Source organism: Streptomyces olindensis (assembly GCF_040645895.1).
GTDB classification, from domain to species: Bacteria; Actinomycetota; Actinomycetes; order Streptomycetales; family Streptomycetaceae; genus Streptomyces; species Streptomyces olindensis.
The window spans coordinates 12,405-37,270 of the sequence record NZ_JBEYZD010000014.1 but is presented as its reverse complement, the minus strand read 5'-3'; the positions used below and the strand labels follow the sequence as shown (position 1 = coordinate 37,270).

19 protein-coding genes and 1 pseudogene are annotated in these 24,866 nt (G+C 71.8%); 6 read left to right on the top strand and 14 right to left on the bottom strand.

What is annotated here, in order from left to right:
* Nucleotide 1 precedes the first annotated feature (1 nt).
* The gene (locus ABZ948_RS11380) at nt 2-991 is read left to right on the top strand and encodes a M56 family metallopeptidase (RefSeq protein WP_359758675.1); all 990 of its coding nucleotides are present in this window, start codon (nt 2-4) and stop codon (nt 989-991) included.
* Between the two features lie 19 nt (nt 992-1,010).
* Here the strand turns inward: ABZ948_RS11380 and ABZ948_RS11375 are convergent, their stop codons facing one another.
* The 7 genes from ABZ948_RS11375 to ABZ948_RS11345 form a co-directional block, all read right to left on the bottom strand.
* Nucleotides 1,011-2,030 carry a sporulation protein gene (locus ABZ948_RS11375; protein WP_359758674.1) on the bottom strand — a complete coding sequence of 340 codons (1,020 nt, stop codon included), beginning with the start codon at nt 2,028-2,030 and terminating at the stop codon, nt 1,011-1,013.
* A 176-nt stretch (nt 2,031-2,206) separates the two neighbouring features.
* Complete coding sequence (locus ABZ948_RS11370; protein WP_359758673.1) at nt 2,207-2,581, bottom strand: hypothetical protein; 375 nt, start codon at nt 2,579-2,581, stop codon at nt 2,207-2,209.
* Between the two features lie 156 nt (nt 2,582-2,737).
* Complete coding sequence (locus ABZ948_RS11365) at nt 2,738-5,203, bottom strand: carbohydrate-binding protein (RefSeq protein ID WP_359758672.1); 2,466 nt, start codon at nt 5,201-5,203, stop codon at nt 2,738-2,740.
* Between the two features lie 100 nt (nt 5,204-5,303).
* A complete protein-coding gene (locus ABZ948_RS11360) occupies nt 5,304-6,128 on the bottom strand; it encodes a carbohydrate ABC transporter permease (protein ID WP_359758671.1) in 825 nt (274 codons plus the stop codon).
* Entirely contained in the window at nt 6,125-7,045 is a 921-nt protein-coding gene (locus ABZ948_RS11355) for a carbohydrate ABC transporter permease (protein WP_359758670.1), read from the bottom strand. The genes ABZ948_RS11360 and ABZ948_RS11355 overlap by 4 nt, the downstream gene beginning before the upstream one ends.
* A 2-nt stretch (nt 7,046-7,047) precedes the next feature.
* A complete protein-coding gene (locus ABZ948_RS11350; protein ID WP_359758669.1) occupies nt 7,048-8,373 on the bottom strand; it encodes an ABC transporter substrate-binding protein in 1,326 nt (441 codons plus the stop codon).
* Between the two features lie 73 nt (nt 8,374-8,446).
* Complete coding sequence (locus tag ABZ948_RS11345) at nt 8,447-9,484, bottom strand: LacI family DNA-binding transcriptional regulator (RefSeq protein ID WP_359758668.1); 1,038 nt, start codon at nt 9,482-9,484, stop codon at nt 8,447-8,449.
* A 105-nt stretch (nt 9,485-9,589) separates the two neighbouring features.
* Here ABZ948_RS11345 and ABZ948_RS11340 point away from each other — a divergent pair, with 105 nt between their 5' ends.
* Entirely contained in the window at nt 9,590-11,722 is a 2,133-nt protein-coding gene (locus tag ABZ948_RS11340; RefSeq protein WP_359758667.1) for an alpha-galactosidase, read from the top strand.
* Between the two features lie 230 nt (nt 11,723-11,952).
* On the opposite strand, the gene ABZ948_RS11335 is transcribed toward ABZ948_RS11340, so the two are convergent.
* The 3 genes from ABZ948_RS11335 to ABZ948_RS11325 all read right to left on the bottom strand — a co-directional run bounded on the left by ABZ948_RS11335 (nt 11,953) and on the right by ABZ948_RS11325 (nt 13,551).
* A complete protein-coding gene (locus ABZ948_RS11335) occupies nt 11,953-12,324 on the bottom strand; it encodes a DoxX family protein (RefSeq protein ID WP_359758666.1) in 372 nt (123 codons plus the stop codon).
* A gap of 99 nt (nt 12,325-12,423) precedes the next feature.
* Nucleotides 12,424-13,107, bottom strand: a complete 684-nt coding sequence (locus tag ABZ948_RS11330) for an SDR family NAD(P)-dependent oxidoreductase (protein ID WP_359758665.1) — start codon at nt 13,105-13,107, stop codon at nt 12,424-12,426.
* A 309-nt stretch (nt 13,108-13,416) separates the two neighbouring features.
* Nucleotides 13,417-13,551, bottom strand: coding sequence for an alcohol dehydrogenase catalytic domain-containing protein (locus ABZ948_RS11325; protein WP_359758664.1), 135 nt, complete (start codon nt 13,549-13,551; stop codon nt 13,417-13,419).
* A 198-nt stretch (nt 13,552-13,749) separates the two neighbouring features.
* Between ABZ948_RS11325 and ABZ948_RS11320 the strand changes: the two genes are divergently transcribed.
* Complete coding sequence (locus ABZ948_RS11320) at nt 13,750-14,448, top strand: TetR/AcrR family transcriptional regulator (RefSeq protein ID WP_359758663.1); 699 nt, start codon at nt 13,750-13,752, stop codon at nt 14,446-14,448.
* A gap of 505 nt (nt 14,449-14,953) precedes the next feature.
* Here the strand turns inward: ABZ948_RS11320 and ABZ948_RS11315 are convergent.
* Entirely contained in the window at nt 14,954-15,367 is a 414-nt protein-coding gene (locus tag ABZ948_RS11315; RefSeq protein ID WP_359758662.1) for a DUF4345 domain-containing protein, read from the bottom strand.
* A gap of 92 nt (nt 15,368-15,459) precedes the next feature.
* On the opposite strand from ABZ948_RS11315, the pseudogene ABZ948_RS11310 reads away from it, so the two are divergent.
* Together ABZ948_RS11310 and ABZ948_RS11305 are read left to right on the top strand one after the other, a co-directional pair.
* Nucleotides 15,460-16,065 (top strand): annotated as a pseudogene (locus tag ABZ948_RS11310) (TetR/AcrR family transcriptional regulator); the annotation flags it as partial.
* A 317-nt stretch (nt 16,066-16,382) separates the two neighbouring features.
* On the top strand, nt 16,383-17,621 hold the full coding sequence (locus ABZ948_RS11305; protein WP_359758661.1) for a PP2C family protein-serine/threonine phosphatase: 1,239 nt from the start codon (nt 16,383-16,385) through the stop codon (nt 17,619-17,621).
* Here the strand turns inward: ABZ948_RS11305 and ABZ948_RS11300 are convergent.
* From ABZ948_RS11300 to ABZ948_RS11290, 3 genes are all read right to left on the bottom strand, one after another.
* Nucleotides 17,608-18,744, bottom strand: coding sequence for an acyltransferase family protein (locus ABZ948_RS11300; protein WP_435857481.1), 1,137 nt, complete (start codon nt 18,742-18,744; stop codon nt 17,608-17,610). The two genes, ABZ948_RS11305 and ABZ948_RS11300, sit on opposite strands and share 14 nt — an antisense overlap.
* A 243-nt stretch (nt 18,745-18,987) precedes the next feature.
* A complete protein-coding gene (locus tag ABZ948_RS11295) occupies nt 18,988-20,625 on the bottom strand; it encodes a cellulase family glycosylhydrolase (RefSeq protein WP_359758660.1) in 1,638 nt (545 codons plus the stop codon).
* Between the two features lie 321 nt (nt 20,626-20,946).
* A complete protein-coding gene (locus ABZ948_RS11290) occupies nt 20,947-22,047 on the bottom strand; it encodes a GDSL-type esterase/lipase family protein (protein ID WP_359758659.1) in 1,101 nt (366 codons plus the stop codon).
* A 244-nt stretch (nt 22,048-22,291) separates the two neighbouring features.
* On the opposite strand from ABZ948_RS11290, the gene efeU reads away from it, so the two are divergent.
* Nucleotides 22,292-24,865: an iron uptake transporter permease EfeU gene (efeU, locus tag ABZ948_RS11285; protein ID WP_359758658.1), complete on the top strand. Its 2,574-nt coding sequence runs from the start codon at nt 22,292-22,294 to the stop codon at nt 24,863-24,865.
* The last annotated feature ends 1 nt before the right edge of the window (nt 24,866 follow it).

Sequence of the window (24,866 nt, the reverse complement as noted above, 5' to 3'; positions counted from 1 at the left end):
CATGGGGGTGTTCGTCTTTCTTCCGCTGGTCCTGCCGCTCACGGCGTGGCCGGTCGCGCGCCTGGCGGAGCAGCATCTGCACCCGCGCACCGCGACCCGGCTGCTCACCGTGCTCGCCGTGGTGCTGGCGCTGTGCAGCACCGTGTGCCTGGGCCTGGTGATGGTGGTGGGCACCGCCCAACTGCCCGGCAATCCGCTGCCGGACGGCTGGTCCGACCCCGAGGTGCGGGCGGCGGTGCCGCATGACGAGATCGTCGGCAAGGCCGCCATTCCCGCGCTGTGCGCGGTGGTCGCGGCCTGCGCCCGGACGCTGTGGCGGCACGCCCGGGTGCGCCGCCACGCCCACCGCGCCCTGGCCGGCCTGCCGGACACCGAGGTGGCCGTCCTGCCCGACGCCGTCCCTTACGCCTACGCACTGCCCGGCGGCAGGCGGACCGGAGGGGGTGCTCCGGGCGGCACTGGCGGCCGCCGTGCCCGGGGCGCGCGTGGGGGCCGTGTCGTGGTGACCACCGCCCTGCTGGACCGGCTCGGGGCGGCCGAGCGCCGGGCCCTGTTCGCCCACGAGCGGGCGCACCTCGCCGCCCGGCACGACCGTTTCCTGCTGGCCGTGCAACTCGCCGCCCGCGCCAACCCGTTCCTGCGGCCGCTGCGCACCGCCGTGGCGTACACGGCCGAGCGGTGGGCCGACGAGGAGGCGGCCCGGGCGATCGGCAGCCGCCGCACGGTGGCGCGCGCCATCGGCACGGCCGCGCTCGTCTCCCGCGGCACCCCGGTGCCCACGCTCGCGGGCCTCGCCGCACCGGGGCCGGTGCCCCGCCGCGTGGCGGCGCTCCTCGGCCCGGCACCCGCCGTGCGCACCTGGCCCCCGGCCTTCACCTCGGTCGGCCTGGCGGCCTGGGGCGCGGCAGCGGGCACGGCCGTGTCCGCGATGTCCTCCGCGAACTCGGCCGTGACGATGGTCCTCATCCTGCACGCGGCCACGCCCCTGTGAGTGCCGGGCCCGGACGGCGTCAGCCCTCCTCGTCCTCGTCGCCCTCGAAGAAGTCCCCGACCTCGTCGACGACTTCGCCCGCGACCATGCCGCCGACGACCCCGACCGCGAGCCCGGCCGCGCCCGCCGCGACGGCGGTGCCCATGCCGGGGCCGGAGCGGTGGCCGTCGTGGTGGTGCCCGTCGTGACCGTGGCCGCCCGGGCCGAAGGCGGCGGGGCTGCCGTGGCCCAAGGGGGCGCCGTAGCCCGCGGGGGAGCCGTACGAGGCCCGGTGCTCGACCAGTTGCCGCATCCAGCCGTCGACGAGCGCGGGCCAGTCCTGCTGCCCGACCCCTTCGTGGGAGACGGTGAAGCGGGTGAGCGCGTCACGGCCGGGCGACAGGAAGCCGCCCCGCTTGTCCGCCTCCAGCACCACCTCCATGCCTCCCGGGTCCGCCAGGAACGTCAGCTCGACCTCGTTGACCTGCTGCGCGTAAGCGGGCGAGGGGACGAGCTCGATCTCCTGGTAGAAGGGCAGCCGCTGGCCCGTGCCGCCGATGCGCCCGTACTCCAGGTCGGCCGACCTGAAGCCGAAGCCGAGCCCCCCGAGGGCTTCGAGCACGGCCTCCTGCGCGGGCAGCGGTGCGACGGTCAGCTGGTCCAGGTCGCCCTTGTCCTTCGCGCCCGCCACCGACAGCTCGGTGCGCACCCCGAGGACGACGCCCAGGCTCTGGCCGTGCAGCTCGGTGACCGGCGTCTCCCAGGGCAGGGTCACGCTGAACGGCAGGCTGCGCCGCTCGCCCTCGGCGAGCCGAAAGCCGCCGCCGACGGTGAAGCGGTCGAAGGCCACGACGCCCTCGCTCTCACCGCCCTCGTGCTCGGCCTCCACCTGGGCCACCAGCTCCAGGGTGATGTGCTCGATGTCGAAGTCGGCCTTGCCGCCGACCAGGTGGACCTGGCCGGTGAGCGTGCCGCCGGGGCGGACGGGGCCGGGGTCGAGGACCGTGTCGACCGTGGGGCCGCCCACACCGAGCGCGCCGAGCAGTCGTTTGAACACCATGGTGGCGTCCACTCCTTCACGTGCGTGTACTAGCTTCTACAAGCATGTAGAAGCATAGGGGATGCGGGTGACGAGATGTCACACCGGGCCCCGGCAGGGCGAGATCGGCCGGAACACGACGGTGCCGCAGCCCGCCTCCTCGGCGGACTGCGGCACTGTCGCGTGGTGACCTGAGGTCAGCAGTTGCGGACCGGGTCGGTCTCGCTGTAGATCGCGGTGTCCTTCATGTAGCCGAGTTTCCCGTTGTCGGCCACGGTCAGCAGCCAGCGGGTCGGGTGCGGCCCGCCGACCCAGGCCTGGCCGTCCAGCTTGCAGTAGAACCAGCTGGGGTTGGAGTACATGTATCCGACCACCTTGGTGGGGTCGGGGTAGATGTGGTTGTTGCCTATGTATCCGTACACCGGTGCGCCGGACACGTTGCGGCACCAGGAGCGGATGCCGTCCCCGTCCGCCCAGCAGTTGTCGGCGGCGGAGGCGCTGGGCGCCATCGCGACGCCCATGCCGGTCGCCAGGACCGTCGCCGCCAGGACCGAGCCGAGCTTCGTACGCATGGAACTCCCCGTTGTCGTGGCCCGGGACGGGCCGTGGTCATGGCCGCCCGGGCGTGCGGCGGCCATGACAAAAGACGGTGCGTGGTGGGGCCCCGGTTGCGGAGGATGAGGTTCGATCCTCCGCAACCGGCACTGCGTCACCCGTGGCTCACGGGATCAGCCCACGACCCGGCCCAGCTCGATCCGGTCGATGTTCGGCGCCCAGGCGCTCGCGTTGCCGAACGTCACCGTGTTGGTGCCCTTCTTCAGGTCGACAGGGACGCCGACGGTCCAGTAGTCGTCCCAGCTCCAGGTGTTCTTGAAGGTGACCTTCACCGGCGCGCCGGAGCCGACGGTGATGTCGGCGGTACGGGACATGATGTCCGTGTTGTAGGCGTGGCCGTTGTCCCGCCGGTCGTTGTGCGCGTAGTGGACGACCAGGAGGTAGCGGCCGGCGCGAGGGGCGTCCACCGTGAACCCGGCGGTGCTGGAGGGGCTGTTGCCGAGCCGGCCGATGTACGAGCCCGAGGAGGCGTGCGGGGAGTCGACGAGCCTGGCCCCGCCGGCGAGCGCCGCCGAGGCGCCCTCGTAGGAGAGGGTGCCGGCGGCCGAGCCCTCGCCGGAGACGTCGAGGGAGCGGACGGCGGAGTGGGCCGACGTCATGGCGATCCGGTTGTTGCCCGCGACCAGGTAGAGCCGCAGCGGCCGGCCGGGCGCCGCCGTGACCGTCTCGCCGTGCAGCGCGAGCTTCACCGCCGCCGTGGAGCGGGGCGTGACCGTGTAGTAGCCGTCGCGCGGGGCGTAGACGTCGAAGACGGCCTTGTCGCCCGAGCGCAGGACCAGGGCGCCCGTGCCCACCCCGGCGGACGACGCGTAGTCGTACGACGGCCGGCCGCTGATGTCGGCCAGGGTCGCCTCGTACGACGCGGACGGGGCACCGGTGCGCGAGGTCAGGTCGATCCGGTCGAGGGTGACCTCGGCCTCGCCCTTGGACAGGGTCAACTGGTGCGTCCCGGCCTTCAGTCGCAGGGTGACGTCCTTCTTGGCGCGGTAGGTCCAGTTCTCGGTGGAGGGATAGGCGACGGTCACCGGGTCGCCGCCGTCGACCGACAGCTTCTGGGTGGCCGGGCCGCCGGACTGGTTGCCGTACAGGATGGCCAGGTCGTACGCGCCGTCCTTCGGCACCGTCACCGAGAAGGCCACCTTGCTGCCGGGCTGGTTGAGGGAGCCGACGTCCTTGGTGCCGGAGGCCGCGTAGCCGTTGGCGTTCTGCACGGTGCCCTGCGTGTAGACCTTGCCGTCGGTGATGGCCGCGTCCTCGGCCTCGTACGACGCCGACCACGGAACGGAGGCCGCGGACGGGGTGCCGGAGCCGCCGGGGGTGAGGACGACCCGGTAGGCCGACATCTTGTGCATCCCGCGCAGCGGGACCGTCACCGAACCGTCGTCCTGCACCGTCACCTTGGTGCGCGCGAGGACCCGGGGCGCCGCGTGCTGCCCCTCGTAGCCGGACCAGGCGGCCTCGGCGACGGTCGCGGTCACCGTGCGGCCGAACACGGAGCGGGGGACGTCCCGTACGACCACCTCCGCGTCACCGGCGGAGCCGCCGAGCAGCACCTGCGCCTGGCGGCGGGAGGCGTCGAGGGAGGCGAGCCCCTGGAGCGTGTCGATGGTGTTCGGCTGCGGCGGCGTCACCCGCACGGTGTTCCCGGTCAGGCCCGCGTACCAGCGGAACAGCCACCAGCCGCCGTTGGGGATGTTGGAGCGCACCACATGGCCGCTGAGGTTGCCGGCGGCGTCCCAGTAGGCCATGTTCGCGTAGACCTTGTTGCGCTCGAACATGGACACCCACTGCACGAGCTGCCCGGGCACGGACAGGTCGCGGCGGTTGGCGTACTCGTCGATGTTGATCTTCAGCGGGGTGATGCCCGCCTCGCGCTCCAGCCGGCGGTAGTCGTCGTAGTGGGCCTGGAAGTCGCGCAGTGAGCCGGAGCCCAGTTCGTGCCAGGTCATGATCTGGGGCAGCACGTTCTCCCGCTTGGCGAAGGCGAGGAAGTCCTTCAGCAGGCGCGTGTGGTAGGCGGCTTCGTTGGGGCCGGCGATCCGCGCGTCCGGGTCGATCGCGCGGATGCGGTGGTACACCGTCTTCCAGTCCTTGAAGAACCGGTCGCGGTTCTTCTCGTACTGCGCCTGGTCCGCCACGTCGAGCTTGTACCAGATCTGGTCGGGCTCGTTGAACGGGATGTAGACGAACCGGTCGCTGTTCGGGTCGGCCGATATCTCCTTGACGATCTTGTCGACCTTGGGGAGGTAGTCGTCGATGCCGAGGTCCTCGTAGGGCCACTTGGCGTAGATGTCCTGCATCATCACGTTGATCTCGCCACCGCCGTTGCGGAAGAACGACTTCGAGACCGTGAGCGCGTCGCCGTTGGGGTGCTGGGCGCCGCCCTCGGGCTTCTGCGAGACGCTGGTGATCTTCAGGGGCTCCATCGCGGCGTCACTGGGCACGCCGTCGTCGCTGAGGCCGTACAGCGATCCGTTGGCGCCCAGCATCACCGGGCCCTCGGAGGCGTCGAGGTCGACGGTGAGGCGCTGTGGACCGGCCGCGGCGGCGGGCCCGGCCGCGGGGAGGGTGCCTGCCATGGCGGCTGCTCCAAGTAGTGCTGTGATCAGGGCGGTTCTGGTTCGGGATCTCGTGCGGACTCTCGTGCGGGCGGGGGTGATCACGCTGCTGGACCTCCAGTCACTTGACGGCTCCACTGGTGATTCCGGACACGATCTTTCGCTGGCCGACGAGGAACACGGCGACCATGGGCAGGCTCATCACCACGACGTACGCGAAGACGAGGTGCCAGTTGTTCAGGTAGAGCTGGGCGCTGGCGACCTGGTAGAGGTTGAGCGGCAGGGTCGCCCGGTCTCCGCCGCCGAGGACGAAGAACGCGTAGAAGACGTCGCTCCAGGCGTAGAGCATCACCATGATCGTCGCGGTGGCGATCACCGGCCGGAGCAGCGGCAGCACGATCCGCCAGAAGATCCGTGACGGCGACGCCCCGTCCATCCGGGCCGCCTCCTCCAGTTCCACGGGGAAGGCGCGGATGAAGCCCGTCATGAAGAAGATCGACGTGGACAGGTACATGCCGGTGTAGACGGCGATCATGCCGGGACGCGTGTTCGCCAGGCCCAGTTGCCGCAGCTCCATCACGATGGTGATGACGGCGGGCGGCAGCAGCAGCCCGCTGATGCAGAGCGCGTACGCCGCCGAGACCAGCTTCGATGTGCGGCGGGCGAAGACCCAGGCGGCGCCCGCCCCCAGGAGCAGCACCAGGACCACCGAAGGCACCACGACCAGCAGCGAGTTGAGGAAGCCGCGCAGCATCTCGCCCTCGCTGAGGGCGTCCGCGTAGTTGGTCGCGGGCTGCCAGTGCCGGGGCAGGTCCAGGTTCGGTTCGATCGCCTCCGCCTGCGGCTTGGCCGAGGTGACGGCCACCAGCCACAGCGGTACCCCGACCGCCAGGGCGGCGAGCAGGACGACGAGGGACGGGCGGCCGTACCGCCACACCGCGGTCACAGCATCTGCTCCCTTCGCCGCAGCCCCACGACCAGCGGGATCGCCACCGCGACCACGACCAGGAACAGCACGAGGCTCATCGCGGAGGCCTGGGCGTACAGGCCCTGCCCGAAGATGCGGAACATGTAGATGTTGAAGACCTCGGTGGAGGCCGCCGGGCCGCCGCCCGTCGTGGCCTGCACGATGTCGAAGGTGTTCATCGAACCGATCAGCGCCGTGGTGACGTTGAAGGTGACGGCGGGCGCGAGCATCGGCCAGCGCACCGACCGGAAGGTCCGCCAGGGCCCCGCCCCGTCGCACTTCGCGGCCTCCAGCATCTCGCCGGGGATGCCCTTGAGCCCGGCCAGATAGATCAGCATGGACAGGCCCATCCACTTCCAGCCGTGGATGAGCGTGACGATCACCAGCGTCCAGGTCGTCGACCCGAGCCACGGAACGTCCGTACCGAGGAGGGAGTTGACCGCCCCGTCCTGGTCCAGCAGCGCCTGGAAGACATAGCCGGTCGCCAGCGCCGAGATCAGCACCGGCAGGAAGAACACGGCCCGGAAGAACCGGTTGAAGCGGCTGTCGTCCTCCAGCAGCAGCGCCAGCACGAGCCCGAAGCCGTTCTGGAACAGCGCCGCCAGCAGCGCGTACACCAGGGTCGTGCGGATCGCCCGCAGCAGCGAGCCGTCCTCGGCGATGGTCCGGAAGTTGTCCAGGCCCGTGAAGGCGATGTCCGCGTGGTACGAGGACCAGTCGGTGAACGGGTAGTAGAAGTTCAGCAGGTTGGGCACCAGGAAGAAGCCCGCGAAGACGACGATCGCGGGCAGCGCGAACCACCAGGGGTGGTGCACGGCCGCGCGTGGCAGCCGCCCCACCTTCTTCGGCGCGCCCCTGACCGGCGCGGGCTCGGTACGTACGGCCGTGTCCGCCATCGTCAGAACCCTGGCGCGCCCTGGGCCTTGGCCACCTGCGCGAACTGGTCCTGGATCGCCTGCGCGACCTGCTGGGGGCTCTTCTTGCCGAAGATCATGTCGGCCAGGTACAGGTGCGTGTCCGGGGCGACGATCGCCTTGGCCTGGAAGACGCCGATGGCCTTCGGCAGGGCCGCGACCTGTGCCTTGGACGTCCCGGGCAGGCCGTCGGGCGTGGGGACGGACGGCTGCACGGACGGGATCTTCATCGTCTTGATGTAGTCCGGGTAGTCCGGGCCGAGCCAGAAGGCGAGGAACTGGCGGGCCGCGTTCTGCCGTTTCTCGTCACCGGTCTTGAAGGCGACGACACCGTTGGTCTGGTCGGGGGAGTACAGGCCGGTGGCCGAGGAGTTGGCCACGGGGAACCAGCCGATCTTCCGGTCGATCTCGGCCGTGGAGTACTTGGCCTGCAACTGGCTCTGGAAGGAGGTGACGTTGAGGACCATGCCGGCCTCGCCCTTCCACAGCGCGTCGGCCTGCCCGGTGAACGTGCCCGTCCGGTAGTTCTTCTGGGCGAGCCCGGCGTCGAGCAGCTTCTCCTTGTACTTCTTGATGGCACCGACGACGACCGGATCGGTCCACTTCTTCTTGTTCCGGTTCAGATCGGCCCACCACTGCCGGTCGAGGTCGGTGAGCTGGACCTGCGTCTGCCACTGCAGGGGCCACTTGTCGCCGCCGGCCTCGTAGAAGGCGGCCGCGTCGGTCTTGTCGACGATCTTGTGGCCGAGGGCGAGCAGGTCGTCGTAGGACCGGGGGAAGTCCTTCTCGGTCAGCCCGGCCCGCTTGAAGACGTCCTTGTTGTAGTAGACACCGAGCATCGCGGGGCTGGTGACGATCGCCGCGTAGCGTTTGCCGTCGATGACACCGAGGGACTTCTCGGTGTCTCCGAGCTTGGACACCCACGGCTCGCCGTCCAGGGTGAGCAGGTTCTGCTTCGGCTGGACGAACGGCAGCGTGGAGATGGACGGCTGCCAGAACATCAGGTCGGGCCGGTCGCCGGAGGCCAGCTTCGTCGGCACGTTCTGCTCGTAGAGGTCCGGGATCGCCTGGGTGTCGACCGTGGCGCCGGTGGCCTTCTCGAAGGCGTCGATGACCTGCTTGGGCGCGGTGACCGTGTTCTGCGCGGTCCACATGGTCAGCTTCACGCCGTCGAGGCGGGCGGTCGGGTCGACCGCCGTCTGCTCGGCGTCGTCCGGACCGGAGTCCCCGGCGGTCGGATCACTGCACGCGCTGGCGGTCAGGCCGGCGGCGCATATCAGCGCCAGGGCGGGGAGAGCTCTTCTCTTCATCACGTGCCTTTCCGAAAGCAGGCGGTTCGGATCAGGGAGCGGGATTCACAACTGCTCGTCCGGCGACGGGTGTTCAGCGATCGGCGGGCGGCGGGCCCGAGCTCTCCCGCACCACCAGTTCCGGAACGGACACCGGATGCGGGGCGACCGGCGCCGACTCCTCCAGCGCCCCGTGCAGCAGGCCGAACGCGGCCCGCCCGAGGCCGGTGAAGTCCAGGCGTACGGTCGTCAGGGACGGGGTGAGGAACGCGGAGTGCGGGGCGTCGTCGAAACCGGCCACGCTCACCTCGCCCGGCACCGGGCGGCCGGCCTCGTGCAGGGCCCGGAGCACCCCGAGCGCGAGGTCGTCGTTGCCGCACAGGATCGCGCTGACGGACGGGTCCCGCGCGAGCTTCAGACCCGCGGCGTGGCCGCCCGCCGGGCCCCAACTGCTCTGCACGGGCTTGGGTTGGGGAGCGCCGGCCTCCTTGAGCGCCTGCCGCCAGCCGCTGGTGCGGGCGCTGGTGCGGCGGGTGCTGGACGGGATGGCGACGTAGTGCACGGTCTCGTGGCCGAGGGCAAGCAGATGGCGGGTCGCCTGGTAGGCGGCCTCGCGGTCGTCGGCCCACACCCAGGGGCTCTCGCCGGCGGGCGGGCTCGCCGGTGTCTCGACCACGCCGACGACCGGCAGCCCGGCGGGCACGGTCCCCAGCGCCCGCACCCCGGCCGGGTCGTAGGCGATCACGATCAGCCCGCCGCCCGCGTCCGCCGCGCGCTGCACCTCCGCGGCGACGGCAGCGTCCTCGGCGGACTCCAGGACCCCGATGCCCACCGCGTACGAAGCGGCGCGGGCGGCCTCCTCGATGCCCTGCAGGATCGAGGCGTAGCCGTAGTGGGTGGTGTTCGCGGTGAGCACGGTCACGGCCCGGCTGCGGCCGCTGGCCAGGGCGAGGGCCGTCGCGTTGCGGCGGAAGCCCAGGTCGTCGATGGCGGCCAGCACTCGCTCCCGGGTGGACGGCCGGACGCTGGGATGTCCGTTGATCACCCGCGAGACGGTCTGGTACGAGACGCCGGCGGCGGTCGCGACGTCCCTGATGCTCGCCGGGCGCCTTGTGTGACCGGTCACATTCATGCGAGGATTGTGACCGGTCACACTTGGGTCGTCAAGAGACCGTAACGAGCAATTCACGCGGGCCGCCGCTCCCGGCAACGGGGCGGGGCCAGGAGGGGGAGCACCTTGACCGGCACGGCGGATGCGGCGCACACGGCCTCCAACCAGCGGCAGGACGAGTTCACTTGGGGGCACGAGGCGCTCGACGTCCGGTTCGCCGTGGCCGCCGACGGGACCCTCCGGCTCGTCCGGCTCGCCCGCCCCGGCGACGAGCGGCCCGCCGACCCGGCCGCCGCCCTCCCGCTCGTGGAACTCACGGCCCTCGGCCACGGCAGCGGCTGGTCCGGCCCCCGCTTCACCGGCACGGCCTTCGGATCGCGGCTCGTCCACCGGACCCACCGCAGCGGCAGACGGGACGGCTGGGAGTGGCTGACCGTCGAACTCCACGACCCGGACAGCGGGTTGACGGCGTTCGCCGACCTCACGTCACCGGCCGGGCTGCCCGTCCTCCGCTCCCGCGTCCGGCTGCGCAACGACGGCCCCGAGCCCCTGGTCGTGCAGTCCGTCAGCAGCCTTCTGCTCGGCGGCCTGCCCGCTCCGGACGCCCTCGACGTCCACCGGGCCCGCAACGACTGGCTCGCCGAGTGCCGTTGGTACACCGAGCCGCTGCGGGCCTGTGTCGCCGACATCAACACCGACGCCCACGAGCACGACAGCCGCGCCGCCCTCGTCCTCACCGGGCGCGGCAGCTGGCCCACCGACGGCCATCTGGCCATGGGCGCCCTGACCGAGCGGTACGGCGGCCGGGCCTGGGTCTGGCAGGTGGAGTCCCCGGCGGGCTGGCGCTGGGACCTCGGCGAACGCGCCCATGGCAGCTACCTGGCGCTGAACGGGCCGACGGACGCGGAACACCAGTGGCGGGTCCGGCTCGCCCCGGGCGAGGTGTTCACCACCGTGCCCGGCGCTCTGGCCCTCGGCCCTGACCTCGATACCGCGATGGGCGCCCTGACCTCCTACCGCCGGGCGATCCGCCGCCCGCACCCGGACCACACCGCCCTCCCCGTCGTCTTCAACGACTACATGAACACCCTGATGGGCGACCCGACCACGGCCAAGCTGCTGCCGCTGATCGACGCCGCCGCCGACGCCGGAGCCGAGTACTTCTGCGTCGACTCGGGCTGGTACGACGACGACACCCGGGGCTGGTGGGACAGCGTCGGCGCCTGGCAGCCCTCGCCGCGCCGCTTCCCCGACGGCGGCATCGAGGCGGTCCTTGACCGGATCCGGGAGCGCGGGATGGTGCCCGGGCTGTGGCTCGAGCCCGAGGTCGTCGGGGTGCGCAGCCCCGTCGCCGCCGGGCTGCCCGCCGAGGCGTTCTTCCAGCGCGACGGCGTGCGCCTCACCGAGCAGGGCCGTCACCAGCTCGACCTGCGGCACCCGGCCGCCCGCGCCCACCTCGACAAGACGGTCGACCGGATCGTCGGCGACTGGGGCGTGGGCTACCTCAAGCTGGACTACAACATCGTCGTCGACCCGGGCACCCAGGCCCCCGGCGACCTCGCACCGGGAGCGGGGCTGCTCGGCCACGCCCAGGCCTACCTCGACTGGCTCTCCGGGGTCCTGGACCGCCACCCCGGGCTGGTGGTGGAGAACTGCGCCTCGGGCGGCATGCGCATGGACGGCGCCACGCTCGCCGTCGCCCAGCTCCAGTCCACCAGCGACCAGCAGGACCCGCTGCGCTACCCGCCCATCGCCGCCGCCGCGCCGACCGCGGTCCCGCCCGAACAGGGCGCCGTCTGGGCCTACCCCCAGCCCGGGTTCGACGACGAGCTGATCTCGTGGACCCTCGGCGGGGCGCTGCTCGGCCGCATCCACCTCTCCGGCCACCTCGACCGCATGGCGGACCACCAACTGGCCCTCGTGCGGGACGCGGTGGAGGTCTACAAGTCGATCCGCGGGGACCTCGCGCGGGCCCTGCCGTTCTGGCCGCTCGGCCTGCCCGGCTGGACGGACGAATGGCTGGCCCTGGGCCTGCGGGTGCCCGGTGACGGGGTGACCTACCTGTCGGTGTGGCGGCGCGGCGGGCCGTCCGGGCTGCGCCTGCCGGTCCGGCACCTCGCGGGCGGCGCCGTCCGCGCGGATGTCCTGCACCCCCGTGCCGCGCGGGCCGGGCAGGCCGTGTGGGACGGCGACGCCCTGACGGTGAACGTGCCGGGCACACCTGGAGTGCTGCTCGTCCGGCTCACGCCGGGGGTGTAGGACGGGTGGCTCGGCAGGTTCCCCGGGGGATTCGTTCGCCGGTGCCCGGTGCCCGGTGCCCGGTGCCCGGTGCCCGGTGCCCGGTGCCCGGTGCCCGGTGCCTTGGCCGGCATCGCGCGCGTGGACACCGCCGATCCCGTATGGGAATCGGGAAGCGCTTTACTGCTCTTCAGCGACTCCCAGGCCGAGTACACCTGGCAAGACCAGCTGGTATGAGAGGGGGCAGGTGGTCAGAAGGAGTGGGGCCCGAACCGGCCCCACATGATGACCGCGGCGACGATGAGCAGGATCGCGTTGAACCCGATGGCCTGCGGCTCCTTGCGGCGGGCGTGGAGGCTCATGGCCAGGACCATGATCACAGCGAGGCCGGTGGCGGCCAGCGGGGTAAGCGTGGTGGCGATGTCGAAAGCACCCGGCAGGATCAGCCCGAGGGCGCCGGCGAGTTCGGCGACGCCGATCAGACGTACCACAGGGGTCGAGACGTCACTGACCCACGGCAGCTGGGATATGAGCTTTTCGCGGGGCTGGGTGGCCTTGGTGACGCCGGCGGCCGCGAACAGCGTGGCGAGGACGCCCTGCAGGATCCACAGGAACACGTTCATCGGAGCGGAAACCTTCGTCTTCGGTCCCGCCGCGGCGGAGATCGCCGCGGCGGACAGGGATTGAGCGGATCAAGATTCAACGGGGGAGAGTGGGAGGCGTCAGGCGGTGAAGACGCGCTCGGCTTCGTCGCGTTGGGTGTGCAGGTCCCAGTAGAGAGGGGCGATGTCCTCGGCCTCGGCGGTCGGGATTTCGGGAGGGCCGCCCGCGCCGATCCACACGCCGATGGCGACGTGCGCGGCCTGGATACCGGTGCCGGCCAGCTCCTTGTGCAGGTTGAGCACCCAGTTGCGCAGCGCCGCCTGGGCGGGGTTGACGTTGCCGAGCATGGGGATGGGGTCGACCGAGCCGGCGCCGTTGGTGAAGAGCAGGGTGCCCGCGCCGGCCTCACGCATCGCGGGCAGGACGGCCTGGGTGGCGGTGATGGCGCTGTAGAGCAGGAAGTCGATCCATCCCTGCACGTCGGAGGGGCTGATCTGGGACGGGGAGGTGAGGGTCATGGAGTTTATGGAGCCGTTGCCCGGGGAGGGGGAGTGCTCCAGGACGTCGATGCCGCCGAAGCGGGTGGCGGCGTCCTTGAGGGCCTGGGTCAGTGCGTCGTGGTCGAGCACGTCCGCCGGGAACGCCGCGGCGGTGATGCCCTCGGCGGTGAGCCGGCCGACGAGGTCGTCGAGCTTGGCGCGGTTGCGGGCGATGAGAGCGACGTCGTAGCCGCGCGAGCCGAAGGTGCGGGCAATGGCGAGGCCCATTCCGGGGCCGGCTCCGACGATGGCGATGCTGGGCATGGTGGTAGTCCTTTCGTGGGGAAGCGTCCGGGCACGGACTGGTCAGGCGACAGTGATCGCGGCTTGCCGAGGGCGCGGCGCCGAACGCGGCGAATGCCTCGGGGCACGCTCCAGGTCGAACTCTGAGTTCACCGACACCTTGAGGGCGCCGGAGGTGACCTGCCCGGCGAGGGTGGACAGGGTGTCGGCGTCGGGTTGGACTGGATCATGGCGGTGTGCAGCTTGCGGTCCCCCGAGGCCTCGGGGACGGTGAGGGCGGAGGCGATGGCGCCGCCGTCGCGGGTGACTGCGGTGAGCTCGGCCACGCCGTCAGGGACAACCCTCGACACCCTCACCGACCGCCTCGACGGTGCCGGCGAAGTCCTTGCCGGGGATCAGCGGGAAGCGGTGCTCCATCATGCTCTGCAGGTATCCGGCCACCGTGCCCAGGTCGAACCCGTTCACCCACCTCGGTCACCTCGCGGCTGCCGGGTATCTGCGCCAATGTCACAGCGCGCATGATCATCAACTCCTTGACACGGGTGTCGCTCGATTCAGAAAGGCCTATCCGATTCGCGATCCGGAATGGCCTGTCCGGTTCCGCGATGCTCACGATAACACTGAAAATGGATTGGGCATTCCGGTTCGGATAGACTGAGTGTCATGAACCTTGGCGCCCCATCCAGCGATGACCCCGTCGCACAGCCTCTGCGCAGCGACGCCGAGCGCAACCGCGCACGGATACTCGCCGCCGCGCGCACGGTGTTCAGGCGTGACGGCCTGCATGCCTCCATGGCTTCCGTGGCCCGCGAGGCGGGGGTGGGCATCGCCACTCTGTTCCGCCGGTTCCCGACGAAGGAGGACCTGGTCGCCGCGGTCTTCGCCGACCGTATGGACGCCTACGTCGACGCGGTCGGCGTCGCCCTCGACGACCCCGATCCCTGGCGCGGTCTCGTGGGGTTCATCGAAACGGGCTGCGCGATGCAGGCCGGCGACTACGGCTTCGCCGACGTGCTGACCATGACCTTCCCCACAGCCAAGGCTCTGGAGGGGCGCCGAGACCAGGCGTACGAGGGCGTCGTCCAGCTCATCGGCCGCGCCAAGGCCGCAGGACGTCTGCGTGAGGACTTCACCCCCGAGGATCTGGTGCTGGTGTACATGGCCAATGCCGGCGTCGTCAACGCCACCGGCGACACTGCTCCCGACGCCTGGAAACGCGTCGTCGCCCTGATGCTCCAGTCCTTCGAAGCCCCCGCCCGCGGCCCCCTGCCCGACTCGCCCGAGCCCCGCGCCCTCTACAGGGCCATGCTCCGGGCCAGTCAGGCGTGCTCTGCCTCGCCGGAACCCGGGAGAAAGGACTGAAAGGTCACGTGCGGCCGGATGCGCATCAGTGGCTCGGTCCGGTGGCCGGCAGCGTCGGTCCGAGGCGCCCGGGCCGACAGTCAAGGCATCTATGAAGCTCACGGGATGACTGGCAGCGCAGGTAAGACGATCTTCCGGGAGGGGGATGACGACGCCCGCCGGCCTCGCGCTGCTTCTGGAAACGCATGTACGCGGCGGTTTCCACTTCCGTACAGGTCATTCGTGCATGCGTGGGTGCCTCTTTGCCGGCGTGGTGCGCGTGCGGGGCGCACCCGTTAACGAGGTTGGGCGCCGGGCTCTGTTCCCGGTGGTCGGGGAGAAGACGCTGCGCGAGCTGGTGGCTGAGGCGAAGACGAACGAGAAGGTCTTGAAGGCCAAGCTCAGGCACCCGCGCCGAGGGCTCCGTACGCTGACGGCGGACCGCTGCCGCCGATCACACCGATTCCGCACCGGCAACCGTCAACTTCCCCGTCACGGTGGCCGATTCGGGCGTGCTCAGGCAGTTTCACCGCCCGGCAGGCACGACTTCGACATCGCCACGCGGGGTCCGCTCCTCTGCGTCGGCCAGCCAGAAGAAGACCGGCGGCAGGGCGAGTTCGATCACCGCCAGTGCGATCTGAAACCACTGCGGCTGGCCGTGCACGGCGAGCGAGAGCAGTCGGCCCGCGCCGCCCAGCAGGAAGACGCCGGCCAGCCACCGCACCACCCGAGCCGGGATCGGGCGCTGCCGCACGGCCCAGAGCCAGGCCAGCCCGTAGCCGGCGAACGCGGCCCCCATGAACCGGCCCCAGCTGTCGACCGTCGCACCGGCGGATGCGGCACCGGGGATCGCCGCGTTGCCGAGTGCCACGTGGAAGAGGCCGATCGCCACGCAGGCCCAGCCCATCAGCTGTGCGAGTAGACGCAGAGTCCTGGCCATGGTTCCTCCAAGTCGTCCTGAACGACGCTTAGTTGACATGTGTCTACTACCATGGGTGCACTGGTAGACCCATGTCAACTAAGCTCGGTTTCATGCCTCCGCGCCGACGACTCAGCCCCGCCGACCGCCGCGCTCAGCTCCTCGCCGTCGGCGCACAACTCTTCGCCGCACACCCCTACGCCGATGTGCTGATGGAGGAAGTCGCCGAACAGGCCGGTGTCTCCCGCGCCCTGCTCTACCGTCACTTCCCGAGCAAGCACGCCCTCTTCGCAGCCGTCTACCAGCAGGCAGCGGACCAACTGCTCGCCGAAACACGGCTCGACCCCGACGGCCCTCTGGTGGAGCAGCTCATCCAGGGCATGGACGTCCATCTCGACTACTTCGTGGCGAACCGCAACGCCGTCCTCGCGGCGAACCGGGTCCTCGCGGGCGACCCGGTGATCCAGACGATCATGACGAACGAGCTGGACGCACTCCGTGCACGACTGCTGGCCGTACTCCCCCTCGCGGAGGAGAGCGTCCGCGAGGCCGTGTCCGATGTCCTGAAGAGCTGGCTGGTCTTCGTCCAGGTCCTCTGCGTCGACTGGCTCACCCACGAGACCTGTGCCCGTACTCAGCTGCGCGACGTCTGCATCGGCGCGCTTCTCGGCGCCCTCCGGCCGCTGCTCGCTGAGGACCCTGCCCCCGACTGGCCGCCACAAGGGTCCGGCGCGGCTGCCCAGGGTTGCCCGCCCCACGACACGGACCGGGGAGCCGACCGGGCCGGGCTGCAGTCTGCCCGTCTGACCACGGCGGACGAGGTGGCCCCGGCCTCCGCGTCCTCCGCGGGGGAGGAGGCGTCGGCCTGCTGACGACGGCCGGCCGCGGGCCGTCGTCGTGCCCCAGGCCCTCGGAGGAAAGGCAGACGTGAGCAAGGACCGCCGGCCCGCGGCGGTCGACCGTTGGGCCCGGACCGGGGATCGCTCGTAGATTGGTAGGGCGGGCAGCCGGGCTCACGGACCGAAGAGAGCGCGCCATGGCAGCGGACATCGACTTCACGGCGTTCTTCGACGCCACCCCGAGCCCGTACCTGGTGCTGGACCCGGACCTGGTGATCCGCTACGCGAACCAGGCCTATCTGGACGCCACGAAACGGACCAGGCCGGAACTGATCGGGAAGTACTTCTTCGACGCCCTGCCCGCCAACCCCGGCACCGCCGCCGACGCGGAACGCAACATCAAGGCGTCCCTGCGCCGGGTGCTGGACACCGGGGCCCCGGACACCCTGGTCCTGCAGCGGTACGACATCGCCGCCCCCGGCCGGCCCAGCGGGTTCGAGGAGCGGTGGTGGTCCAACATCCACACCCCGATCCCGGCCCCGGACGGCACGGTGGCGTGGATCGTCCAGCGCTCCGAGGACGTCACCGCCTTCATCCGGTCGGGCCGGGCCCGCCGGCTCACGGAGGAGTTCACCGAACGGGAGAAGGGCATGGCGGCCGAGCTCTACGTGCGCGCCCGCGAGCTGCACCGGCTGAACCAGGAACTGCGCGAGGCCCACGACCGCGAACGCCAGGTCGCCGTCGCCCTCCAGGAGGCCATGCTCCAGGACCGCGATCTGACCCGGCACGACGACAGCATCGCCGTGCGCTACCTGCCCGCGACCCGCTCGCTCAACGTGTGCGGCGACTGGTACGACGTGGTCGACCTGCCGCCCGACCGCTACGCCGCGGCGGTCGGCGACGTCGTCGGCCACGGCCTGCAGGCCGCGGCCGTCATGGGCATGCTCCGCAGCGCCCTGAGCGCGGCCATCCGGGCCATCCCCAGCCCCGCCCAGGCCCTGGAGGTCCTCGGCCTGTACGCCCGCTCCGTCGACGGCGCGATGGCGGCGACCGCCGTCAAGGTACTCATCGACACCCGCAGCCGGCTGATCATCTACAGCAACGCCGGACACCTGCCCCCGATCCTGCTCCATACGGACGGAACCTGCGAGCTGCTGGACCAGGCCACCGACCCGCCGCTCGGCGCCCGCCCCTACCACGTCCCCCGGCCCCAGGCGGGTCTGCCCTACACGCCGGGCGACCTCCTCGTGCTCTACACCGACGGACTCGTCGAGCGTCGCGACGAGGACATCGACGCGAGCCTGGAGCGCCTCACCTCGGCCCTCTCACGGCACAGCGGCCTCGCCCCGGATCTCCTGGCGGACGCCCTGCTGGACCGGCTCGGTGTCACCAGCGGGGCGCCCGACGACATCGCCCTGGTCATCATCCGGCTGTGACGCCGGGTGACCTCCGGCCGGAGGCCCGCTCCCGCGCCCGCTCGCCCGCGTCCCGGCGGAACGCCCACGCCGCATCGGGCTCCACCAGCCAGCGCAGCAGCCGCCGCACCGGCGGGGTGCACAGCGCCGTCACGAGCAGGGCGGCGACGACCGTCACGACGATCACGCCCACCGGCCGGTGCACCCACGCCGGGTCGTACCAGCCCCAGTACTTGGACCCCTGGGCGACGAAACCGTGCAGCAGGTAGCCGTACAGCGTGCCCGCGCCCAGCACGGTGAACCAGGTCCGGCGCCCCGGCACCCAGGACAGGAAGCAGGCCGCCAGGACCAGCGAACAGCCGAAGGTCACCAGCGTCATGACGGGCCCGTACCAGGACGGCGCGGCGAGTTCCGCGGCGCTGTCGCGGTGGTAGAACCAGGCGCCGGTCATCCGCGGGACCGCCCAGTAGGCCACGGCGACCGCGCAGGCGAACACCGGCACGGCGACGATCCGCACCGCGCGGCGGCGTACCAGCTGGAAGTGCTCCGGCTTCAGCAGCAGGCCGAGCACGAAGTACGGCAGGAACTGCAGGGTGCGCTGCAGGTCGAGGTCGTTGCCGATGGACGGGGAGAGCGTCGCCAGCATGGCGACGACGAGGGCGAGGGGCAGCGGCCACCGCACCTGCCGCCACACCGGCGTGGTCAGGCGCCAGATGAACAGCGCGGCCAGGAACCAGGTCAGGTACAGCGGGTCCAGCAGGCTGACCGGCCGGTCGGGCTCCTGGTCCGTCCACCGGGTGAACAGGGTGTACGCCGTCTCGAACACGACGTACGGGACGACGAGGCCGGTGACCAGACGCCTGATCCGCCCCGGGCCGGCGTCGAAGGAGCGCGAGAAGTACCCGGAGACGATGATGAACGCCGGCATGTGGAACGCGTACACGACCATGTACAGCGCGCTGACCGTGCGGCTGCCGTCCCGCAGCGGCTCCCAGGCGTGCCCGACGGCCACCAGCACGATCGCCAGGTACTTGGCGTTGTCGAAGAAGGCGTCGCGCTGCCCGGCCGGCTCCCTCGCGGGCTGCTCCGTCCGTTCGGCCGCGGTGGCCGGGACCGGGCGCATGCGCAGGGTGTCCTCGCTCATCGGGCCCCCTGAGCGGTGTGCGGGGAACCCGGACGGGTGCGGACGCGTCTTGCCGGAGATACGGCTGCGGGGTGCCGGTGCGACATCCCCGCCGCCTGACCACTGCGGGGCGGCGTAAACCGCCCACGGGGGTGGTGTAGTACGGATCACACGGATCACGCTGATCACGCGGATCACACGGATGGCGAGGGTGCCGCCGGGCCCGGGGCGCACGGGTCCGGCGGCACGTCGCGCGGTGCCGGGTCAGCTCACGGAGCAGTCGGCGCCGTTCAGCGTGAACGCCGTCGGGCTCGGATTCGCGGTCGCCCGGGTGGCCGTGAAGCCGAGGGTGACCGAGCCCGCCGCGGGGATCGTCGCCGTGTACGAGGCGGCCGCGACGCTCACCGCGGAGCCGGTCTGCGTCGCCGTGCCGCCCCAGAGGTTGGTGATGCGCTGGCTGTCGGGGAAGGTCCAGCGCAACGTCCAGCCGTTGATCGCCGACGTGCCGGTGTTGCGGAGGGTGATCTCGCCCTGGAAACCGCCGGGCCAGCTGCTCGTCACCCGGTAGCCCACGCCGCAGGCCGACGGGGAGCCGCCGGGCGACGTCGTGACCGTCACTGTGGCCGAGCGGGGCGAGCGGTTGCCGGCGGCGTCGCGGGCGTAGACGGCGAAGGTGTGCGCGGTGGCCGGGGACAGGCCGGTGAGGGTCGCCGTGGTGGTCGCCGTGGTGGTGGCGACGGTCTCCGTGCCGCCGCTGATCCGGACGACGTCGTAGCCGGTGACGCCCGTCGCGTCGGTGGCGGCCGCCCACGTCAGGGTGACGGACGAGGACGTCACCCCTGAGGCCCTCGGGGCGCCGGGGGCCGTCGGGGGAGTGGTGTCGCCCCCGCCGGAGGAGTAGATCGCGGCCTCCTTGGCGGTCGCGGCGATGCCGTTCGCGCCGTTGAAGAGCCGCTGACCCCAGGGCGTGAGCTGGTTCGGGTCGAAGTTCGTGACCATGTCCAGGTACTCGACCCCGCCGCCGTTGCCGCTCCACGACCAGCCGAGATAGCCGAGGCGGAGCTGCTGGGCGACGGCCAGGATGGTGTCCTCGTCCGGGTTGCCGTCCGAGTGGTCGTGCCCGAACTCGCCCACCACGATGGGGAGTTTCGCGGTGACGAAGCGGTTCAGGTAGTCGGTGATCTCGGCGGCGGTGTCGAAGACGCCGTACATGTGGATCGAGAAGACCGTGTTGGCGTCCGGGTCGGCGGCGAAGACCGAGGCGGCGTTGTCGCGCATGGTGAACGCCCAGTCCTGGCCCCAGTTGGGCGCGTCGACCATGATCGTGTGGTCGAAGCCGGCGCCCCGCAGCTTCTGGATCGCCGCCTTGGTGTCGGCCGTCCACGCCGAGTAGCCGGTGTTGCCGTACGGCTCGTTGCCGATGTTGACGATGACGTAGTCCTCCTGACCGGTCAGCGCGCTCTGCACGCTGATCCAGTAGTCGGCGGCCCGGGAGAGCGTGGCGGCTCCGCTCTGCTCGCCGTAACCGGTCGTGTCGTGCACCTCCAGCACGCAGATCAGCCGGTTCTGCTTGCACTGGGAGACCACGTTCGCCACGTCGGCGGCGTCGTTGCGGGTCCAGCGGTCACCGCTGGAGAGGACCACGCGGACCGTGTTGGCGCCCTTGGCCTTGATGTGGGCGAGGGAGCTGATCCGGTCCGTGTACCAGGTGTGCGCGTGGTTGACGCCGCGCATCACGAAGTCGTTCCCGGAGGCCTCCAGCAGCCGGCCGTTCTCGACGCGGAAGCCGGTGGGGGCCGCCTGCGCCGGGGTGCTGAGGGAGAGGAAGGACAGGAGCAGGGCGAGGAGGGAGACGGCGACGGCGGCCGTTCGGCGGACGGGGGGCGGCGGTTGGGATCTCATGGCGGCTCCGGGTGTGGGGTCGGGTGGGCCTGAGTCGTGATGGCCGGGGTTCTCTCGCGGTGGTTGTCGGGCGGGTTCTTTCGAACTTGTTGCTGGGCGGGTTCTCCCGTCGTTGTCGCTGGGCCGGTTCTCCTGCCGTGGCTTCCGGGTGGATCTCTTGCCGTGGTTTGCGGGCTGGGTCTCCTGCCGTGGTTTCCGGGCGGGGGCTCCTGCCAGGTGGGGCGTGACGCCGGTGGGCCCGACGGCCCGCGTGTACGGGAGGCGAGCGGTGGGCGTGTGCCCGCCCCTTGGTGCCGGGTGCGATCGACTCGGGGCCGGGTGTCAGGCGGCCGGGGCCTTCGCCGTGCACGTGACGGTCGCCGCCGGGGTCCCGGCCGTTGCCGGGGTGGTGGCGACGAAACCGAACGTGGCGCTCGCGCCGGGGGCCGGCGCGCCGTTCCACGCCGCGTTCGTGACGGTGGCCGTGCCGTCGGCGGCCGTCGTGAGCGTGCCGTTCCAGACCTGGCCGAGACGTGCGCCGCCCGCCGGTACGACGGTGGCGGTCCAGCCCGAGAGGGCGGAGGCGGACGTGTTCGTCACCGTCACCTCGCCCTGGTAACCGCCTTGCCAGGAGGAGACGGCCCGGAAGCGCGCGGTGCAGGCGGCGGGGTTCTCGCCGGGGCCGCCCGGGTCCTGCGGGACGCCCGCGTCGAGGACCGCCGCCAGGGCCGGGAACCAGCGGGCGGCGATCTTCGCGTCGCCCGAGGCGTTGGGGTGCACGCCGTCGTAGGTGTCGGTGGCCGTGCTGAAGCCCGTCCACTGGTCGACGACGGTGACGGGGGAGCGGTCGGTGCCGGTCGCCCTCGCCCAGTCGGGAATCCGCGCGTTGAAGTCGACGACCCGCTGCGCGCAGGCCGCGCAACTGCTCGGATTCATCGGGATGAGCTGTGCGACGAGGATCCGCATGTCCGGGTTGGACACCCTCATCTGCGCCACGAGCTTGGTGTAGGCGGCGAGGATGCGGTCGGGGGCGATGCTGCTCCACACGTCGTTCGTGCCGAAGTGCATGACAACGATGTCCGGACGGGTGGCCGAGAGCCGGCCGGGCAGCAGGTTCCGGTCGGCGACGTTGGTCACCAGCTCGCCGCCGTGTCCCTCGTTGTCGCCGTCGTGCGCCTGTCCGCAGCCCTGCGGGGGGAGGGTGCCGACGAAGTCGAGGTCCTTGTAACCGCTGTCGGCGAGCCGGTTCCACAACACCGCCCGCCAGCAGCCCGGCGAGCCGGTGATCGAGTCGCCGAGCGGCATGACCCGGACGGGGTCCGCGGCGGGGGCGGCCGTGGCGCGCGGGGCGAGCGTCAGGCCGAGGGGGAGGAGCAGGGCGGCCAGGAGGCCGAGGAGCGGGACGAGCCGTAAGTGCGAGGACGAGCGGCGGGTGCTGGGCATGGTGGTCCCTTCCCTGAGTGAGGTGGGAGCGCTCCCAGCACATCAAGCCATTGTTGTCATTGACGCGTCAAGAGGGGTGAGGCGGAACTGTCGGCCGGTGGCGTCGCGGACTTTTGCCGGGCCATGAGGCATTCATGACCGGATGCCCAGAGTTCCGAGGTCATGATGGTCCGCGTCAGTAAGGCATGCCTTGGCTAAGTCACTTGAGGGTGAGCCGGGGCTCGGGCCGGGAGGGCCGCGGTTCATGTGGGACGACGCGTTTCCGAGTTTCCTGATCGGGCTCCGGGAAGGACTGGAAGCTGGCCTCATCGTCTCCGTGCTGGTCGCCACCCTCGTACGGGCGGGTGCCAAGTCCCGTCTGCCGCAGGTGTGGACCGGGGTGCTGGCCGCGATCGCGCTCTCGCTGAGCTTCGGCGCGGTCCTCACCTTCACCGCCGCGTCCCTCTCCGCCACCGCCCAGGAGGCCTTCGGCGGCACGCTGAGCATCGTGGCCGTCGCCTTCGTCACCGCGATGGTCTTCTGGATGCGCCGCTCGGCCCGGAACCTGGCGGGCGAACTCAAGGAGAAGGTCACCGAGGCGCTGGCCATGGGCGCGGGTGTCCTGGTGCTCACCTCCTTCCTGGCGGTGGGGCGCGAGGGCCTGGAGACCGCGCTGTTCCTGTGGACCACGGCCCGTGCGGCGAACGAGTCGGCCGGGCCGATGACCGGCGCGGGTGTCGGACTCGTCCTGGCGGGCGGCCTGTGCTGGGGGCTGTACCGGCGGGTGCTGCGCATCAACCTCACCCGCTTCTTCACCGTCACCGGCGCGGTGCTCGTCGTCATCGCCGCCGGCGTGCTCGGCTACGGCCTCCGCGACCTCCAGGAGGGCGGCGTCCTGCCCGGCGGGACGGCCTACGCCTTCGACCTGAGCGGCAGCGTGGACGCCGGCTCCTGGTACGGCACCCTGCTCCAGGGCGTGCTCAACCTGACACCGACGATGACGTGGCTTCAGGTGGCCGGGTACGCCGGGTATCTGGCCGTGGTGATGACGCTGTTCGTGCGGGGAGTGGCGGGGGTGCGGACGGACGGCGGCGCGGGGGAAGCGGCGGGTCCGGGGAGTGTGCCCGGAGGGCGGGCGGGGGCCGTGACAGCGGCTGGGGCCGATGGTGCGGCGCAAGTCCGGGACGGGTCCGCGGCGCCGGCTCCTGCCGGGTCCGCCGCGCCGGGGCCTGCCGGCCCTGCCGGGCCCGCCGCGACACCGGCTCGGGCAGGTGGTGCGGCACAAGTCCGGGGCGGGTCCGCCGCATCGGCTCCTGCCGGTGCCGCCGCGCCGGGTTCTGCCGAGGCCGCCGCCCGGCTCCGGTCTCAAGGCACCGCTCCTCGGGCCGATGCCGGGGCGGCGTCGGTTCGGCCGCAGGCTGTTGCGTCCGGGGAGAGCGGAGGCGCCGAGCCGCTCGCGGGCGCGCGGGTCGCCGCGGCGGGCGAGACCGAGGCCGTCGAGTCGTCCGAGTCCCGGTCCGCTGGGGCGGCGGGAGGGGGAGTCGGCGAGCCGCTCCCGGTTCGGGCCCCCGCCGGCCGTCGGCCCGGCGGACGTCGCCTCGCCCTCCGTCACCCCGTCCTCCGTCGCCTCGTCCTCCGTCGCCTCGTCCTCCGTCGGCCCGTCCTCCGTCGGCCCGTCCGCCGTCGGCCCGTCTGGCTCGTGCCCGTCGCCGTCGTCGTCGTGCCCGCAGTGCTGGCCGGGGTCGTCGTCGCGCTGGCGCGGCCGAAACCCGGTGGCGGCGAGACCGTCGCCGTCTCCGGGAGCGACTGCGGTCGGGGGTTCACCGCGCCCCGGCCGGGACGGCAGACCTTCCGGATGCACAACACGGGGGGCGAGACGGCCGAGGTGTACCTCATCGACCCCGCCACCCACGCGGTCTACGGCGAGGTCGAGGGCCTCGCCCCGGGCACCACCCGGGACCTCGTCGCCACCGTGGCGGGCGGCAGCTACGCCTGGCGCTGCGTGCCCACGGACGGCAAGGCCGTCACCTCCAGGGCGGTGCGGGTCGGCGGCGCCGCCGGCGGCACGGCCGTCGTGCCCGTCTCCGAGCGGGACCTCGCCGGGCCGCTCAAGGCCTACCGGGCGTACGTGGACCGCGGGTTGGCCACCCTCGTGCGGCAGACCCGCGAGCTCGACGACGACATCCGCTCCGGCCACCTGGACACCGCCCGCGCCGACTGGCTCACCGCCCACCGCACCTACGCCTCCCTGGGCGCCGCCTACGGCACCTTCGAGGACTTCGACCGGAAGATCGACGGCCGGCCCGACGGCCTGCCGGGCGGGGTGCGCGACAGGGACTTCACCGGCTTCCTCCGGGTCGAGTACGGGCTGTGGCACGGCCAGTCGGCGGCCGGGCTCAAGGGACCGGCCCAGCAGCTCGCCGACAACGCCGAGGGGCTGCGGAAGGTCTTCCCGCACCAGGACTTCGACCCCTCCGACCTTCCCCTGCGCGCCCACGAGATCCTGGAGAACACCCTCCAGTTCGAGCTGACCGGCGACACCGACCAGGGCAGCGGCACCGGACTGGCCAGCGCCGACGCCAACCTCGCCGGCACCCGTGAACTGCTCACCGTCCTGAAGCCGTTGCTCACCCCCCGCGCCCCGCACCTGCTCCCCACCGTCGACGCGGACATCGCGCGCCTGCAGGCCCTGCTCGACTCCGAGCACCGCGCGGGCCGCTGGACCCCCGTCGCACGGCTCGACCGGACCGCCAAGGCCCGGATCGACGGGGCCACCGGTCAGCTCCTCGAAGACCTCTCCCCGGTACCGGACCTGCTCGAGATCAGGAAGTCCGCGTGAG